This is a genomic window from Cyclobacterium plantarum (assembly GCF_011290685.1).
GTDB classification, from domain to species: Bacteria; Bacteroidota; Bacteroidia; order Cytophagales; family Cyclobacteriaceae; genus Cyclobacterium; species Cyclobacterium plantarum.
In genome coordinates, this window is the sequence record NZ_JAANYN010000010.1 from 176,257 (window position 1) to 192,946 (window position 16,690).

Below are 16,690 nucleotides of genomic sequence, written 5' to 3' on the forward strand. Positions count from 1 at the left end.
CTGTCGGAAATCAACAGTACCTTCCGAACTATTCCGGAGCAACCAAATTAAGAAATCGCTTCATTTTGTTTATGATATCAAACTTTTGAAATACGTTATCGGGTCATACCTATTCTTAATTAATCCGTTAGGTTGGTTAGGTTGGGGAGATTTTAGGGCTAATATTAGGAATAATTTATTTCCAAAGCAACCCTATTATCTTTGAATTAAATTTTTTAGTTCATGCCAAAGCAAAAAGTAAAAAATAGCAAAACCTTTCAATAATAGATTAAAAAAATGATTTACTGTTTTTAAGAATTTTGTCGAATAATATGAAGTAAAATGATGAAAAACTTTTTATTTATATTGAGGCAATTGCACTAATTTTTAATTGTAAAACTTCTAGAAGTCACTTTAATATTTTAACTTTTTATCTTTTTACACTACCATCTATTGTTAAAATGAAAGCTTTTCGTTAATTATCCTCGAAAATCTACTAATAACCAATGAATCGCATCTGTTTACCGTCCATCTGCAGTTTCGTCCTTTCAGCCGTTTTAATTATTCTTTTTTATTCCTGTCAAAGCAGAGATTCTTTACCGCATCCCGATCCGGAAAATGGAGGCCTTTCTTTACCCGGGGGTTTCGGAGCCCTGGTAGTAATAGATAGTATAGGAAAGGGCAGGCATATAGCGGTCAACGAAAATGGCGACATCTATGTAAAATTGAGATATGCGAAAGGTATGGGCAGCAATGTGGCCCTAAGGGATACCACTTGGGATGGCAAAGCAGATATCATCAGGTATTTTGGGGATTATGAAGACGAAGGCAGTCTGGCAAATGGAATGCGAATCCATGATGGTTACCTGTATTATAGTTCTGCCAGGGTAGTCTACAGAAATAAACTGACCCCAGGGCAACTGATACCTGACAGTCCAATGGAAGTGGTGCTTACTGATGATCATGAACACGGTATTCACTGGCACATCACCAAACCTGTATCTTTTGATCAGGAAGGGAATTTATATGTCCCATTTGGAAGTCCCTCAAACGCCTGCCAGGATTTGGAAAACAAACCCGGTGGCATTCCCGGATCCCAGGGACTGGATCCCTGTCCCGAACTGATCGAACATGGAGGAGTCTGGAAATTTCCTAAGGATAAAATGGGAATGACCCAGAAAGATGGTGAATTGTTTGCCACGGGGATCCGAAGTGTTGTGGCCATGGACTACAACCCGGTAGACAATCACATTTATGTGGTGATGCATGGTAGAGATAACCTGCATTTGCTTTACCCTGAAACCTTCTCTCCCTGGGAAAGTGCTGTTTTGCCTTCAGAAGAGTTTATCAAAGTAAGCCAGGGAGCAGACTATGGCTGGCCCTATTGTTACTATGACCAGATCAAAAAGAAAAAGGTCCTTGCCCCTGAGTACGGAGGGGATGGTGAAATGGTAGGCAGGTGTGCTGGTATGGACGATCCGGTCATGGGCTTACCTGGCCACTGGGCTCCCAATGACTTGTTGTTTTATACGGGAGATCAATTTCCCGAACGGTATAAAAACGGCGCTTTTATCGCCTTTCATGGTTCCACCAACCGGTCTCCATACCAACAATCAGGTTATTTTGTCGCCTTTATACCCTTTCATAACGGGCAGGCAGCTGGAGATTGGGAAGTCTTTGCCAATGGTTTTGCGGGAAAAGAACTTATTGTCAATACCAATGATGCTGCATTCAGGCCTATGGGTCTGGCGCAAGGACCTGATGGTTCATTGTATGTCTCTGATTCAAGAGTAGGCAAAATCTGGCGTATTTTGTTTACAGGAGAAAAGGCCTCATTTGGAAAAGGTGAACTGGAAAAAATGGAAGCACAAAAATTAGTAGCCAATATCCGCAACCCCCATCCCGAAGAAGATAACCTGGATAAAGGTCAACTTCCTGAAGGTAAAAAGGTATACAATACCTATTGCTCTCCCTGTCACCAAAGAGATGGCAACGGAGCAACAGGCAGGATACCCGGTCTCAGACAAACGGACTGGGTTACAGGAAGCAAAAAACGGCTGATCCAATTGGTACTGGAAGGCCTGGAGGGAGAAATAGAAGTCAATGGAGAATGGTATGACAATGTAATGCCGGCCCATCAATTTTTAAGCGATGATCAAGTTTCAGAAGTATTGACCTTCATAAGGCAGAATTTCGACAATAAGGCTTCGGCTGTTTCAAAAGAAGATGTAGCAAATATCAGGGCTGAAATTTCAAACTAACTCTATTAAGGCCAGAGCCCCTGTGTAGGAGATGATACAGGCAAATATAAAGGCGGTAATTAACCCAATATTCAACCAGAACCCCGCTTTTTGCTCACCCATCAACGCTTTTTGATTTACCAGGTATAGTATACAGGCGATAACCAAAGGTAGAACGAAAACCGCAGCCACCTGGGTCAATATTTGAGCAAATATGGGATTGGCTCCTAAAGCAGGAACTGTCAAACCAACCAGACAAGCCACTCCCGTCAAAACCTTAAAACGGGTAGATCGGATGTCTAGCTCCCCTTCTTTATAATCTGCCACCAGTAGCGGGGCCACCATTAGGATTGGGAAAACAGAGGACAGCCCTGCGCTCAATGCTCCGGTCATAAACAAAGCTACAGCAAATTTACCTGCAACGGGCTCCAGGATATAAACCATGTCCATTACTTTTTCTATGGTTTTGCCATCTGCATAAAGTGCCCCTGTTGCCGCAGCCATGATCGAAAGATTAATTACCAACATTAAAATTGCGCCGGTCAGCGCATCGTTTGATTGTTCCCGTGTATGGGAAGGTCCCCATCCCTTACCTTTCATCAACAGAGGCCGCACCACAAAGGTTGGGGCTGCCATTGTCGTTCCTACAAAAGCTGCCACCAACAACCTCCCCCCTGGCACATCTGGCACGGAGGGGACAAGCCCTTTAACCATCTGCGCCGGATCAGGCAGTACCACAAACATGGAAATGATAAAAGAAATACCCATAATGGTCACAAAGACGATCAATACCTTTTCAAAAAAAGAATACTGCCCTACCCACAACAGGGAATACATCAGCAGGATCAGCACGATAGCGATACCCAATACCGGCCAATAGGAGTCGCCGGATAAGCCCGGGAAAAACATGATCACCATTTCATAGATGGCATTGGCACTTAACCCCAGGATTCCGGATAACGAGTTCCACTGAGCCAGAATTATCCCTCCCACAACCAGATAAGCGATCCACTTTCCTCCTTTCAATTTTGTCTTAAAGCTATAAATGGACGTTTGACCAGTAACAACGGCATACCTACCGTAAGCTTCCATTAGCACCCAGGAAAAAATGCAACTTAGCACCAGCACCCAAAGCAACTGCATGCCGAACTCGCTCCCGGCCTTGGCCATAGAAGTTACACTTCCGGTACCTATCGTATAGCCGATACAAAAAATACCCGGCCCAATGCCCAGCATCCAAAGCCAGATTTTTTGCAATAAGTTAGTATTCGGAGTTTTATTCGCCTTGTTCATAGTTTAACGGAAGAATATGATTTAGCAGGTCGTTAATTTGACTATTTTTCTCCTCAATAAAAAGGAAATGCATGGTTTACCGAACTTTTAATAAAACAGGGCTTTGTAAAAACAATTTTTTTTACAATATTTCCGTAAATACCTGGTGAAAACCCTGCTTTATTTGACCGGTTCCTGACGGATATTTGAACAACCTCAAATTTTGAGAGAAGTCAGGACACAAAAATAGAATCGGCTATGTGAGGCCTCATGAAAAGCTGATATAGCTCAAAAGATACAGGGGATTATCCATAGGATGAGACTTTCCTTTGCACTAATTTAACCTACATACATTTATCTCTGACCATGCCTGTTTTACATCTGACCAAATTGTTGTGCCTGCAATTGCTTTTGATTTGTACTGCTTTGTTATCAACCCTAACAGCCCAGGCGCAGGAAATTGACCTGCTATTAAAAGGAGGCAGGGTCCTGGACCCCAAAAACGAAATCAATGACATCATGGACATTGCCATTTCAGGCAAAACAATCCTGAAGGTAGAAAAAGATATTCCGGCAAGTAGTGCCAAAAAAACCATTGACCTCAGTGGTTTTATCGTAACTCCAGGTTTATTGGACATGCATGTGCATGTATTTCATGGTGCCGATACCGAAGCATACATTGCCAATGGCCTTACCAGCCTGCCACCGGATGGTTTTACTTTCAGGTCAGGAGTCACTACCGTGGTGGATGCAGGTTCTTCTGGCTGGAGGAATTTCCGGGAATTCAAAAAACAAACCATTGACAAATCCCAAACGCGGATATTGGCCCTGCTCAACATTGTCGGTACAGGCATGTATGGGAGGTATGAAGAGCAGGATGTCATGGACATGAATCCTACGATGACCGCAAACATGATTACCCGGTTGTTCCCAGACATATTGGTAGGGATCAAATCCGCCCATTACTGGGGCGATTTTACGCAGGTAGACCTGGCTGTAGAGGCGGGCACCCTGGCCAATGTCCCCGTAATGGTGGATTTTGGGGAACACCAGCCTCCCAATTCCATTGAGTCGCTGTTTATGGAACATCTCAGGCCTGGCGATATTTTTACCCATACCTTCTCTTATGGCCCCAATAACAGGGAAACGATTGTGGATGAAGACCTGAAGCTTAAACCCTTCATTTTGCCCGCACAGCAACGAGGAATTCGTTTTGATGTGGGGCATGGTGGTGGTGCATTTTCCTTTCGGCAAGCAATCCCGGCTATTCAGCAGGGCTTTCTTCCGGATGTGATCAGTTCGGACTTACATAAAGACAGCATGAACGGAGGGTTTAAGGATATGGCCAATCTCCTCTCCAAATTCATGAACATGGGACTCAGCCTGGAGGAAGTCATCCTGAGGGCAACCTGGAACCCTGCGCAGGTAATTCATAGGGAAGACCTGGGTAACCTGGATCCTGGATCGGAAGCAGACATTGCGGTATTCAGCCTCAGAGAAGGAAATTTTGGCTTTCAGGACATTCGAAGGACCAAGATTGACGGAGATAAAAAACTCGAAGCGGAATTAACCATCAGGGCAGGTAGAATTGTGTGGGACCTGAACGGGCTCAGCGTACCCTATTGGGAAACAGAACTGGGCAAACGCTAGATACATCAATATGAAAAGATGGCCGCTTCTTTTTCTTCTAATCAGCCTTTGCCTGCAGCTGCGGGCTCAGGACCTGGACATATTGATCAAAGGAGCCTACCTGATCGATGCAAAAAATGGCATACGCGACAGCATGGATGTAGGTGTTCTGGCAGGAAAAATTGCCAGGGTCGCTCCGCAAATTGCTTCGGGAGATGCAAAAAAAGTGATTGATGCTTCTGGCTTGATCCTCAGCCCCGGATTGATTGATCTCCACACGCATCTATTCGTGGGCAGCCAGGCAAGAACCTTTGCAGATGGGTTTTCCAGTGTATCACCGGATAATTTCTCCTTTAGATCCGGCATTACTACCATGGTAGATGCCGGAACCTCCGGATGGAGAAATTTTGAAACTTTCAAAAAAAATGTCATTGATGCTTCCCAAACCAGGGTACTGGCATTTTTAAATATCGCCGGTACCGGAATGAGCGGAAATCCAGATCAGGAAAACCTATTGGACATGGATCCTGAAAAAGCCTTCGAAACTCTGCTACAGTATCCTGACATACTGGTGGGAATCAAAATCGGTCATTTTACTGGTCCGGAATGGACACCCTTCGAAAATGCACTCCAGGCGGCTGAGATGGCCAACAAGCCTTTGCTGGTGGAATGCCACCTGCCCCAATACACCCTGGCCCAACAATTGGAAAAAATGAGACCCGGGGATATCCTCACGCACAGCTTTGAAGAGATTGAAGAGCGCATGCCCATTGTGGATGAGCAGGGCATGCTACGCAGTTTTGTCAAAGCAGCTTATGATAGGGGTATATTATTCGATGTGGGACATGGAGGGGCCGGATTTTGGTTCAGTCAGGCCATCCCTGCCGTACAACAGGGTTTAACCCCACACAGCTTCGGAACAGATCTTCACCGATTCAGCATGAACTCCGGAATGAAAAACATGCTGAATGTCATGTCTAAATTTATTAATATTGGAATGGAAGTAAATGATGTGATCGAAAGGGCATCCTGGCAGGCTGCGCAAGCCATAAAACGAACTGACCTGGGCCACCTTAGTGAAGGAGCGGTGGCAGACCTTACCTTACTGAAATTACATGAAGGGGAATTTGGTTTTATCGATGCAGGAGCTAATAAAATTGAAGGAAAATATAAATTGGAAACTGAGCTTACCATGAAAGGCGGGAAAATCGTCTATGACTTGAATGGATTGGCTGCAAAAAAATACACTTATTGATATGGACAGAAGAGAAATGATCAAAAACCTGGCAATCCTACCCATGGGGGGCAGCCTGATGAGCATGTCACCACTTATGGTAAGTCAAGGAAATAAAAAGCCCGGTGGTCCTTTGGCACTTGATGAAAATATTTACCGTTCATTGGGAGTGGAACCTATCATCAATTGCAGGGGCACCTTTACCATTATTGGCGGGTCCATTGAAAGGCCTGAAGTACATCAGGCAATGGCTGCAGCGGCAAAAAACTTTGTCCAATATGATGAACTGGCCTTTGCCATTGGAGAAAGGCTCGCTGAAATCACCAAAGCCGATTTTGGTATCATAACGGCGGGTTGTGCCGCAGCTATGAAACATGCCACTGCTGCTTGTGTGACCGGCGGCAACCCGGAAAAATTACTAAAAATCCCGGACCTCAGCGGATTTGACAAAACCGAGGTTATCATTCCCAGACATTCCAGAAATGTATACGACCATGCTGTAAGGAATATTGGCGTTACCATAGTGGAGGTTAATAGCCCCGAAGAACTGGAGCAAGCCATAAACCCTAAAACGGCAATGATTTACCTGATTTCCGGTAGGGGTGCAGATACAGGTCAGCCCTTATCCCTTGAAAACGTTGCCCGTATCGCAAAAAGCAGTAATGTCCCCATCCTTATGGATGCCGCAGCGGAAAACCTAACCATTCCTTGTGTGCATTTTGAAAGGGGAGCTACCATGGTGGCTTATTCAGGCGGTAAGGCCATTTGCGGTCCGCAATGTGCCGGATTGCTATTGGGCAGAAAAGACCTGATGCTATCTGCCTGGCAAGCCAGTTCTCCGCACCATGGTCCAGGAAGGGATAATAAAGTGGGTAAAGAGGAAATGCTTGGCATGTTGGCAGCAGTGGAAGCCTGGACTACCCGCGACCATGACAAGGAATGGGATACCTGGATGGAATGGCTCAACAGCATTGCTGACAGGGCCACAAAAATAAAGGGGGTGACCCACCAGATCAACCAGCCCAGTGGATTGAATAACCGTGCCCCCATGCTTCAGATCCTTTGGGACCCGGAACAATTGCATATTAGCGGTGAGGAAGTGGCTGAGCTTTTCGGAAGAACTGCGCCCAGGATTGCCGTTGGCAGCCGAAATCAGGACGGGCTGACATCCATTACCATAAGTCCCAACCAGATGCAGCCTGGAGAAGCCGGGGTAGTTGCAGACAGAATCCACAAAACCCTATCCGCCAAAAGAAAACCCACCGATAACGCTATGGCTGCTCCTGCAGGTAATCTTAGTGGGAAATGGGAGGTGGAAATGTCCTTTTTCAGTAGTAAAAGCACCCACAAGTGGATTCTGGAGCAGGATGGGAACTGGCTGAACGGTACACACATGAGTGATTTTGCAGACCAGGACCTGTATGGAACAATCGAAGGAAATACAGTTAAAATGCGCAGCAATTTCCGTAAACCGGGAGATTCAGTCACTTTTATGTTTACCGGCAAAATGGAAGGCAGCCAATTGAAAGGAGAAGTATTTATGGGAGAATACCTCACGGCCGAATTTACTGCCAAAAGACCGGAAGGCAGCCCAAGAAAAGAAAAAATAATGGTGCCCTCTGGTCCTCCGCTGGCCACCTGAAAAACCTTTTAAGCAGATAAAAACCCATACCGGTTACCAAAACCTTTATTAAAGAAAAACACATGAAAAAGCTATCCTTAATTTTCCTATTGTCCGCTTTTTGTCTCATTTCCTGTGGTGAAAAAGCAACAAATGCTTCATTAAAAAATCAGGAAACCCCCAAAGAAGTGCCCAATGATGGCATAGATGCTGAACAAAGGATCAAGGACCTGGGTATAACCTTAATCCAGCCTAATGCCCCAACCGCCAATTACCTGAAAGCCAAAACCCTTGGCAATGTGGTCTACCTAGCAGGACATGGACCGGATAGACCGGATGGCACACAGGTCATAGGCAAGCTCGGCACCGAGTTGGAACTGGAACAAGGGATAGAAGCCGCCCGCTTTACAGGCATTTCCCTGCTATCCTCACTCAAAGCTGAAATCGGTGATCTGAACAGGGTAAAAAACATCATCCGGGCACAGGGTATGGTCAATGCTGCCCCTGACTTTAAACAGCACTCACAAGTCATCAATGGCTTTTCGGATTTAATGGTAGAAGTATTTGGGGAAAAAGGAAAACATGCCAGGGCGGCCATAGGCATGAGCTCTCTTCCCAATAATATTGCCGTAGAAATCGACATGATTGTCGAACTCTATGAATAAAAAATGGTGAAAATTGCTAATCCAAACTATTTCAGCCTGAATCTTGCTTTTGATCAGGCGTAGGGCAAAACTTTTGCCCTATTCATTAGTTTCATTCATCCAATCAAATCCATTCACCGCATGTCAGTGAAATTGAGTCAATCTGAAACCGAAACCACATTACTAATAAACCAATTTAAAAACTGCAGGGAGCAAACAGAAAAGATTTGTGCTCCGTTGGAACTTGAAGATTATGTTCCACAGCCTATTGCGGATGTTTCTCCTCCTAAATGGCATTTGGCGCATAGCACCTGGTTTTTTGAACAATTTCTGCTCAGTACCTTTAAGCAGGGATATACAGTTTATGACTCCGATTTTGCCTATTTGTTCAACAGTTATTACAACAACGCAGGAGACAGGGTGCTGCGTCCCAACAGGGGTTTGATGAGCCGGCCACCCGTACGTGATGTATTGGCCTACAGGGACTATGTGACAAAGGAAGTCCTGGATTTTATTGGCTCAGGCGAGGCTGAAAAGGAAGCATTGGATATCCTTGAATTGGGAATCAATCATGAACAACAGCACCAGGAGTTGCTGGTGTATGATATCAAATACATCCTGGGCCACCAGCCGACATTTCCGGTATATGGGGATACTTTCAATCTGCTGCAGGAAAGCCAGGAGCAGCGATGGATTTCCATGGAGGAAGGGCTTTATGCTATCGGGTTTTCCGGAAATGGTTTTTCTTATGATAATGAAAATGCCAGACATAGGGTTTTCCTTGAGTCCTACCAGATTTCTAACAAACTGGTAAGCAATGCAGAATACATGGAATTTATCAAAGCCGGTGCCTACCAGGACTTTAATTTGTGGCATGCTGATGGATGGGATTTCATCCAGAATCAAAAACTCAAAGCTCCCCTTTACTGGCACCAAACAGGGGGGGAATGGCGACAATATACCTTTAGCGGCTTAGCACCCATAGACCCAAACTTACCGGTTCAACACCTGAGTTTTTACGAAGCCTATGCCTTTGCGGAATGGAAAGGCATGCGCCTTCCTACCGAATTTGAATGGGAGGCAGCATCCCCACAGTTTTCCTGGGGGCAACTTTGGGAATGGACCGGCAGTGCCTACCTTCCCTACCCGGGATTTCAAAAAGCAGCAGGGGCACTGGGAGAATACAATGGCAAGTTTATGGTCAATCAGCATGTTTTGCGAGGGGCATCGGTAGCTACTCCCCAAGGACATAGCCGGGCTACCTACCGCAACTTTTTTGCACCACCGTCCAGATGGATTTTTTCAGGAATCAGACTTGCTAAAACAAAATGACACAAACCAACTTTGAAAAAGACATCCTCAATGGTTTACAATCGAACCCTAAAAGGTTATTTTCAAAATACTTTTATGATGAAAAGGGTTCTGCCATCTTTCAGGAGATCATGCACATGCCGGAATATTATCTGCCCGGCTGTGAAACAGAGATTTTAAGGCTACGTGCAAAAGATATTATCAGAGAACTTCCCAGCAAAGGCTACGATGTAGTGGAACTGGGAGCCGGTGACGGAACAAAGACGGCCCTTTTTCTGGATGCCTTACTCCGAGAGAAAAAAAACATTACCTATATCCCACTGGATATTTCCCCAGATATCCTTTCGGTAAATGAACAATTCATGCGGCAAAAGCTTCCGGAATTAGCTGTAAAACCCATTGCCGGAGATTACTTTGACACCCTCAAAAGCATCAAGGAGAGGGATAAACCAAAAGTCATTCTTTTTCTTGGCAGCAATATTGGAAATTTTGAAGGGGAAAAAGCCCTGGACTTTATTCAATTTGTAAAAACCTTTATGTCAAAGGGAGACTACTTTATGCTGGGAGTGGATCTAAAAAAACATCCCAGAACCATACTGTCCGCCTATGATGATCCCGCAGGAATAACCAAGAAGTTTAACATCAACCTTTTGGAAAGAATCAACCGGGAATTAAATGCTGATTTTGATACAGCCGGGTTTGACCATTATGCCAGTTATGATCCCCTGAGTGGGGCCACGAAAAGTTTCCTGATCAGTAACATGGCACAAAAAGTACAGGTGGCTGGTCAGACCATTGGCTTTCATGCATTTGAACCCATTCACATGGAGGTTTCACAAAAATACAGTTTGGAAGACCTGGACCAGATCAGGTTTAAAGCAGGTTTCAGCACGGACCATCATTTTACCGATAGCAAATCCTATTTCAGCATCAGCCTATTTGAAGTATAAATTTCATTCATCAAATCCTGGTCTGATAAAATGATCCATGTTTGGAAATGCCCTTTCCAACACCTGTTGGGCTTGCTGCAAACTGGCTAAAATCCGAAAAATCGCACTTTCTTCTTCCTCAAAAAAACCCAGTAAACTTGCCCATGCCCGCATCGACCTTTCGATCGCAATCCTGGCTATTTTGGCGCTTCCGTTATAATCCCGTTCCTCTTCAGCAAAGTGTTTATTATATTCATCCTCTTTTCCCAACAGTGCCCGGTGGCATTTGGCAGCGATAAGGGGTTGATACCAGCGAATTACCTCCAGGCTGTCTCTGAGGAGCAAAATCTCCCTTTCGCCTTCCTGCATGCTCTTTATTCCAAGGTTTACCTCTTGAAAAATTTTATCGGTATTGTCCTTCACCTGACCTTTTTCCAGCCATTCCCCGGAGAGTTCCAGGTAGTCCATGGATTTTTTCATCAAAGGATGATTTTCTACCCTTGATTTTTTGTCTGCCCGCTCCTTTTCAAATTCCTGATCCGTTTCAGCCAGGTCAATGCCTTTCTCATTTGCCATTTTCTCCAGCATTATTTTGGCTTCTTCCAGGGTTTTGGTAATGGGTTCAAGGGAGGTCTCCCATTTGGGATCATGGGCAGAGATCTTTCGGTCTTTTTCCTCCATGTAAAAAACCCTGCACCTGTCAGTAAATACACACCGCTCACACCAGCGGTCACAATAATTGTGTACACCTTCTATAAAATGTTCCATGATATTTTTAAAGGTTATAGAATAAATATAAGGAATTCCAGGCAGACCCCTGAAATTGTTTGGGGGAAACCCTATATTTAATCTCAATATTCATCCTGTTATTACCATTCCCATGATACCAGAAAACCCCTACCTGCTGCTCACCCCCGGACCATTAAGTACCAGCAAAACTGTCCGTGCGGCCATGGACAGGGACTGGTGCACCTGGGACACAGACTATAAGTCCATCGTGCAAAAAATCCGTGAATCCTTATTGGATTTAAGCCATGGCGGTGAAGCATATACCAGCGTATTGATGCAAGGAAGCGGTACCTTCTCCGTGGAGGCAGTCTTGTGGACAAGCCTCAGGCCAAAAAGCAAAATCCTTGTGCTTTCCAATGGAGCATATGGCCAAAGGATGGCAAGGATAGCTACATCAATGCAGGCAGCAACAGTAGTTGTCGAATTTCCGGAGCATAAGCAAGCAGATCCCGAAACTGTAGAAAAAACCCTACAAACCCATCCGGACATCACACATATAGGCATGGTACACAGTGAAACCACTACCGGCATGCTCAATAATTACGCCCCCGTTGCAGCATTGGCGGCCCGATGGGGAAAGGTATTCATACTGGATGCCATGAGTAGCTTTGGGGGGATTCCATTGGATGTCAAGTGGCCGGAAATTGATTTTTTGATTAGCAGCGCCAATAAATGCATACAGGGAGTTCCTGGCTTCGGATTTGTTATTGCCAAAAAAAGTACCCTTCTGGAATGCAAGGGAAATTCCAGAAGCCATTCGCTGGATTTATACGATCAATGGGAAACCATGGAAAAAGATCCTGGCAAATGGCGGTTTACCTCCCCTACGCATACTGTGAGGGCATTTTTACAAGCACTTACTGAATTGGAAAATGAGGGTGGCATATCCGCCAGGCATGCACGGTACGCGGCAAATCACCAAACCCTGGTGAGCGGAATGGAAAAAATCGGCATAAAGCCTTTTTTAGAAACTAAAGACCAGTCTCCCATCATCACCGCCTTTCATGAGCCTCAAAGCACTGCCTTTTCTTTCGAAAAACTTTATCAGTTGCTAAAATCAGAGGGGTTTGTGATCTATCCTGGCAAGGTATCTCAGGCAGCAACCTTCAGAATTGGCCATATAGGCCATGTATTTCCGGAAGACATTCACCGCCTGGTAGCTGCAGTGGAAAAGATAAAATTTTGGTAAAAAAATAGTGTCCGGAGATCAAATGCTTCGCACCTGGTAATGCCCGGACACTATTTGGATTAAAACCATTCGACTTTATTTTTTTCCGTAGGTAATTCCCTGCCATTCATCTGTACGAAATGGATTGGCAGGTAAACCCTCTTTGTTGTAAAGATTTACATCATCAGGGTTATCTGCCCAGGCATACCTGACAGCAACAGGATCATCGATATCTCCGGTTTCCAAAACGATCTGGTTTCCATCCTGAAAGCCTTTGACCCAGTGGAATTTTTTGTCCGCTCCAGCCACTGCAAATCCTTTTACATAACCATACTTGTCCTTAACCATCAAACCGGAGCCAATATGGTCAAAGCTAATTCTGATTTGATCACCCTGAATTTCCATGGATTTAAAAGTAGGTCCACTATACACTACATCCATGCCATAAGCTATTTTTTTGGCGGCCTTTGCCAGTCTTTCACCAACGGTCCATTTGTCTCTTGGGTGTATGTCATCAGCTTCTCCCTTGTCTATGATTACTGCCTGCCCTGTATTGGGTAGGGATAAAGTCATGCTCTGGGCTTCCCGAAGTTCTGCCCAGTCACTGTCAGCAGGTTCATCTTTTGGCTGTCTGAAATTGGCCAGCTGAACCCATAAAAAAGGGAAATCTCCTTGGCCCCATTTATCCCTCCAGTCAGTAATCAGCAAAGGAAATATTTCCCTGTACTGATAAGCCCTGCCTGCATTGGATTCTCCCTGGTACCAGAGGGCACCTTTGATCGCAAATGGAATAACAGGCTCCAGCATGCCATAATACAGGCTGGTCGGCCAAAGATTGGGTTTCCTTACCTCTGGATCCGAAAAATCCTTAGGCCCTTCTGTTTGGTTGGTAACCACCCGCTCTCTGAAGTCCTCATGGCTCATCAGGGCTTCCGGACTGGTCCATGCCTCAGATAGGGTCCCTCCCCAGTTGATGTCCAACAGACCTATGGGTACATCTAAATCAGTTTGTATCCTTCTGGCAAAATAATAGCCGATAGCTGAAAAATTTTCCACCGTTTCTGGAGAACAAACAGACCACTTCGCCTCAGGGACATCATCTATGGGTTCCAGGCTAAGGTTTCTTCCTACTTCAAACAATCGAATGTCAGGGTGCTTGGCGGTCTTGATGCTATCTTCACCATTATTGGTGTTTTTCAAAGCCCATTCCATATTGGATTGGCCTCCCAGCAACCAAACGTCTCCTATCATGACATTCTCATAGGTAACGGATTCATCTCTTGTGGTTACGGTAAGGGTATAGGGCCCTCCCTTTGACAGCGCATCCATTTTGAGCTCCCAGTTTCCTTCCCGGTCTGCCCTCACGCGATACTCTTTGCCTTGAAAGGATACCGTCACGCGCTCCCTCGAGTCAGCGGATCCCCATACAGGAATTTCTTGTCCTCGTTGCAAAACCATATGATCCGCAAATACCCGCGGTAATCTAAGTTCCGCCTGTACCTGAAACATCCATAGGCATAAGGCGATAACCATTCCAATTTTTCTCATCATTATCTGGATTTAGTTTAATTGAAAAAAGAATTGATAATATACGATTTTTGACCTAAAATTCAGAAATCCTCCTATTTTAAACTTGTTGTTTTTCCTATTATTTTTTTTGAAAATGGACTGAAATACCGCACTGCGGGTCTTATGCTGCTAATCGAACCCCATTTTTTTAACTGTTTAACGAAATCCAAACCCACATCAAGTCATATTTACAAACATACACCCTCAGACAGCTGGTTTTCTGATGCAACAAAAAGCATCGGAAAAAAACAGTAAAGCAATGAATTAAAAACGCTACCGGAAGGTACGCTGCCATGAACCGAAGCATTAATCGCATCATGGTAGCCTAAATGGTTTTTATTTTTTCGTTTATTATCTTACTTATTTCATCAGCTCTATCGACAATCATAAAGTGTTCTCCATTGTCAATTAATTCAACTTTACCTGATCCACGCCAAGGAATAAGCTTATCCTTCGTCCCATGAATGCGAATTACGTTTTCAACTCTATCTAGATTACTCCAATTTACTAATTCATTAGCTGCCCATTTAGCAAATCTCAAGTCAGTGTCATCTAAAATGGAATTCAACAACTTTCCATTGTTTGTGCCGAAAATGAACTTGGCAATATTTCTCGGTGGGTCAAAAAATTTACTCGGTATACTATTCAGGAGACCAATTTTGCCGACACCTCTATAAATCGGTCTGAGCTCATTCTTTGTTTCGGTAGAAGAAATTAAAATGGTAAGTTTTGGTTGAAGGAATTTGTTAATCTCAACAGCAACTAACCCACCGAAACTAACTCCAACTAACGCAAAATCAGAATCTATGTCAATCATTTTTGATAGTCGAATGGAATAGTCTTTTAAAGTCTCGTTTTCAACTGGTTCAATCCATTCAACAGGAATTAGCGGATAGTCTAAATTCAGATAACCGAAAACTCTTTTGTCAGCTCCAAGTCCACTTATTCCGTAAATTTTCAATTTCTGTCAGTTTTTTAATGCACCATAACGCTAAATGTATGAATTGAAGCTCTGGTTGTAATGTTTGCCTTACGTGGTAATGATTTCATTTCATAATATGTATGCCCAGTATGGGCATCTGGTATCGAAGATACCAGATTATTCTAGAAGGTAAAAGTCCCTTATGTGCGGGAGTCGTGTCCCGAAGCATTAACAAATAACAAAGCCTGTCCCATTCCGCAGGAGTGATTTGTCGTTTGACATGTACTGAAGGAAGCGAGACTGCAAACCTGGGTTACAACGAAAAGAGCCTGTCCCGATTTTCGGGAAACTGGATACTAAGGCCTGACAGGTTGGATGCGGTAACAAGACTTGTCTCAACCATCGGGAGCATACTGACATTCTAAGGTGGGAAATCACCAAATACCTGAGCGATAGATCCAGTAGATGTTGGGGAAAGGCATTTGCCTTTATTCAGCTTTGCTGGACAGGCTCTGGGGAGATCTCAACCTGTACGGGATACACAGGAAAAGAAGTCAGCGTTCGATTGAACACACGCCGAAGTCAAAGGTCATAGTAGCCGGAGAAACGAGCGGGGACTGTCAAAACCATACCCCCGATGGTCTCAAGGACTATTAAAGGACTAAACATTGGTCCAAATTCGATGAAGAGCACCGTATCGGACCGGCTTAATTTTAAGCAGGGCCGAACGTTAACAAATGATTTGCCGCAGCGAACCATCTTAGTAAGGGGCAGGGGTGCAGGGTGATTACCAGACTCATACGAAAGGTGGTGTGAAAGGCGCACGCTGTGCTTATGAATTGCAACTGTCTAATTGATTCAATACGGTTTTTATCGAGAGAATATATAATTCTGTTTGGTCCAATAAATACTATCCATTCTAAAATCAGGATATGCTTCATTTTCAAAATTAACACTAAGTGGATTTGTTAACGGTAAGAAGGATATATAATGAACCTCATTGGGAGCCGTTTCTTCAAAATTATATACTTTGACTTCAAATTTTGTGTTCGTAGAAAACGTAATGGGAGCAAAATCCGTTGTATCAAGTATTGATTCAGGAAATATAAATAAACCATCATCAGTATAATAATTTTTAATTGAATCAACTGATATGTTTAAAGACTTACTAATAGCTTCATAGTATTGATCAATATAAGACTGGTTTGTCTTTAAAAATTCCTTATAAATTGGACCAGCTTCTAATCCTCCATATACTCCATGTATAGGATTAAGATTATCATAATAATAATTATACCAAATTATCTTATTGAACTAGGCGTATGATAAATAAAATTCTTTGTAAGGGTATGGTGGTTTTTCTACCATTCTTTTCATGAGGTT

Annotated in this window: 12 protein-coding genes; 8 read left to right on the forward strand and 4 right to left on the reverse strand. The window is 44.0% G+C overall.

The window, feature by feature from the left end:
• Positions 1 to 485: 485 nt before the first annotated feature.
• Positions 486 to 2,240, forward strand: coding sequence for a PQQ-dependent sugar dehydrogenase (locus G9Q97_RS20235; protein ID WP_166150237.1), 1,755 nt, complete (start codon positions 486 to 488; stop codon positions 2,238 to 2,240).
• Here G9Q97_RS20235 and G9Q97_RS20240 read toward each other — a convergent pair.
• The gene (locus G9Q97_RS20240) at positions 2,232 to 3,512 is read right to left on the reverse strand and encodes an Nramp family divalent metal transporter (RefSeq protein WP_166150239.1); all 1,281 of its coding nucleotides are present in this window, start codon (positions 3,510 to 3,512) and stop codon (positions 2,232 to 2,234) included. The genes G9Q97_RS20235 and G9Q97_RS20240 overlap by 9 nt on opposite strands.
• A gap of 345 nt (positions 3,513 to 3,857) precedes the next feature.
• Here G9Q97_RS20240 and G9Q97_RS20245 point away from each other — a divergent pair, with 345 nt between their 5' ends.
• The 6 genes from G9Q97_RS20245 to egtD all read left to right on the forward strand — a co-directional run bounded on the left by G9Q97_RS20245 (position 3,858) and on the right by egtD (position 10,880).
• The gene (locus G9Q97_RS20245; RefSeq protein WP_166150241.1) at positions 3,858 to 5,141 is read left to right on the forward strand and encodes an amidohydrolase/deacetylase family metallohydrolase; all 1,284 of its coding nucleotides are present in this window, start codon (positions 3,858 to 3,860) and stop codon (positions 5,139 to 5,141) included.
• Positions 5,142 to 5,151: 10 nt separating this feature from the next.
• Positions 5,152 to 6,375: an amidohydrolase/deacetylase family metallohydrolase gene (locus G9Q97_RS20250; RefSeq protein WP_166150243.1), complete on the forward strand. Its 1,224-nt coding sequence runs from the start codon at positions 5,152 to 5,154 to the stop codon at positions 6,373 to 6,375.
• Positions 6,344 to 7,996, forward strand: a complete 1,653-nt coding sequence (locus G9Q97_RS20255) for an aminotransferase class V-fold PLP-dependent enzyme (protein WP_246255794.1) — start codon at positions 6,344 to 6,346, stop codon at positions 7,994 to 7,996. The genes G9Q97_RS20250 and G9Q97_RS20255 overlap by 32 nt, the downstream gene beginning before the upstream one ends.
• Before the next feature lie 62 nt (positions 7,997 to 8,058).
• Positions 8,059 to 8,640: a RidA family protein gene (locus G9Q97_RS20260; protein ID WP_166150247.1), complete on the forward strand. Its 582-nt coding sequence runs from the start codon at positions 8,059 to 8,061 to the stop codon at positions 8,638 to 8,640.
• A 120-nt stretch (positions 8,641 to 8,760) separates the two neighbouring features.
• Entirely contained in the window at positions 8,761 to 9,951 is a 1,191-nt protein-coding gene (gene egtB / locus G9Q97_RS20265) for an ergothioneine biosynthesis protein EgtB (protein ID WP_166150249.1), read from the forward strand.
• Positions 9,948 to 10,880 (forward strand): L-histidine N(alpha)-methyltransferase, encoded by a 933-nt coding sequence (gene egtD, locus G9Q97_RS20270; RefSeq protein WP_166150251.1) that lies wholly within the window; start codon positions 9,948 to 9,950, stop codon positions 10,878 to 10,880. The genes egtB and egtD overlap by 4 nt, the downstream gene beginning before the upstream one ends.
• Before the next feature lie 3 nt (positions 10,881 to 10,883).
• Here egtD and G9Q97_RS20275 read toward each other — a convergent pair whose 3' ends face one another.
• Complete coding sequence (locus tag G9Q97_RS20275) at positions 10,884 to 11,627, reverse strand: hypothetical protein (protein ID WP_166150253.1); 744 nt, start codon at positions 11,625 to 11,627, stop codon at positions 10,884 to 10,886.
• A 112-nt stretch (positions 11,628 to 11,739) separates the two neighbouring features.
• Here G9Q97_RS20275 and phnW point away from each other — a divergent pair, with 112 nt between their 5' ends.
• On the forward strand, positions 11,740 to 12,837 hold the full coding sequence (phnW, locus tag G9Q97_RS20280) for a 2-aminoethylphosphonate--pyruvate transaminase (protein ID WP_166150255.1): 1,098 nt from the start codon (positions 11,740 to 11,742) through the stop codon (positions 12,835 to 12,837).
• A 75-nt stretch (positions 12,838 to 12,912) separates the two neighbouring features.
• Here the strand turns inward: phnW and G9Q97_RS20285 are convergent, their stop codons facing one another.
• Together G9Q97_RS20285 and G9Q97_RS20290 are read right to left on the reverse strand one after the other, a co-directional pair.
• Complete coding sequence (locus tag G9Q97_RS20285) at positions 12,913 to 14,367, reverse strand: sialate O-acetylesterase (RefSeq protein ID WP_317168788.1); 1,455 nt, start codon at positions 14,365 to 14,367, stop codon at positions 12,913 to 12,915.
• Positions 14,368 to 14,710: 343 nt separating this feature from the next.
• Positions 14,711 to 15,346: an alpha/beta hydrolase gene (locus tag G9Q97_RS20290; RefSeq protein ID WP_166150257.1), complete on the reverse strand. Its 636-nt coding sequence runs from the start codon at positions 15,344 to 15,346 to the stop codon at positions 14,711 to 14,713.
• Positions 15,347 to 16,690: the final 1,344 nt, after the last annotated feature.

Excerpts from the sequence above, each read along its gene's own strand:
- G9Q97_RS20235 (WP_166150237.1), top strand. The coding sequence starts at position 486 with ATGAATCGCATCTGTTTACCGTCCATCTGCAGTTTCGTCCTTTCAGCC.
- G9Q97_RS20240 (WP_166150239.1), bottom strand. The coding sequence starts at position 3,512 with ATGAACAAGGCGAATAAAACTCCGAATACTAACTTATTGCAAAAAATC.
- G9Q97_RS20245 (WP_166150241.1), top strand. The coding sequence starts at position 3,858 with ATGCCTGTTTTACATCTGACCAAATTGTTGTGCCTGCAATTGCTTTTG.
- G9Q97_RS20250 (WP_166150243.1), top strand. The coding sequence starts at position 5,152 with ATGAAAAGATGGCCGCTTCTTTTTCTTCTAATCAGCCTTTGCCTGCAG.
- G9Q97_RS20255 (WP_246255794.1), top strand. The coding sequence starts at position 6,344 with ATGGATTGGCTGCAAAAAAATACACTTATTGATATGGACAGAAGAGAA.
- G9Q97_RS20260 (WP_166150247.1), top strand. The coding sequence starts at position 8,059 with ATGAAAAAGCTATCCTTAATTTTCCTATTGTCCGCTTTTTGTCTCATT.
- egtB (WP_166150249.1), top strand. The coding sequence starts at position 8,761 with ATGTCAGTGAAATTGAGTCAATCTGAAACCGAAACCACATTACTAATA.
- egtD (WP_166150251.1), top strand. The coding sequence starts at position 9,948 with ATGACACAAACCAACTTTGAAAAAGACATCCTCAATGGTTTACAATCG.
- G9Q97_RS20275 (WP_166150253.1), bottom strand. The coding sequence starts at position 11,627 with ATGGAACATTTTATAGAAGGTGTACACAATTATTGTGACCGCTGGTGT.
- phnW (WP_166150255.1), top strand. The coding sequence starts at position 11,740 with ATGATACCAGAAAACCCCTACCTGCTGCTCACCCCCGGACCATTAAGT.
- G9Q97_RS20285 (WP_317168788.1), bottom strand. The coding sequence starts at position 14,367 with ATGATGAGAAAAATTGGAATGGTTATCGCCTTATGCCTATGGATGTTT.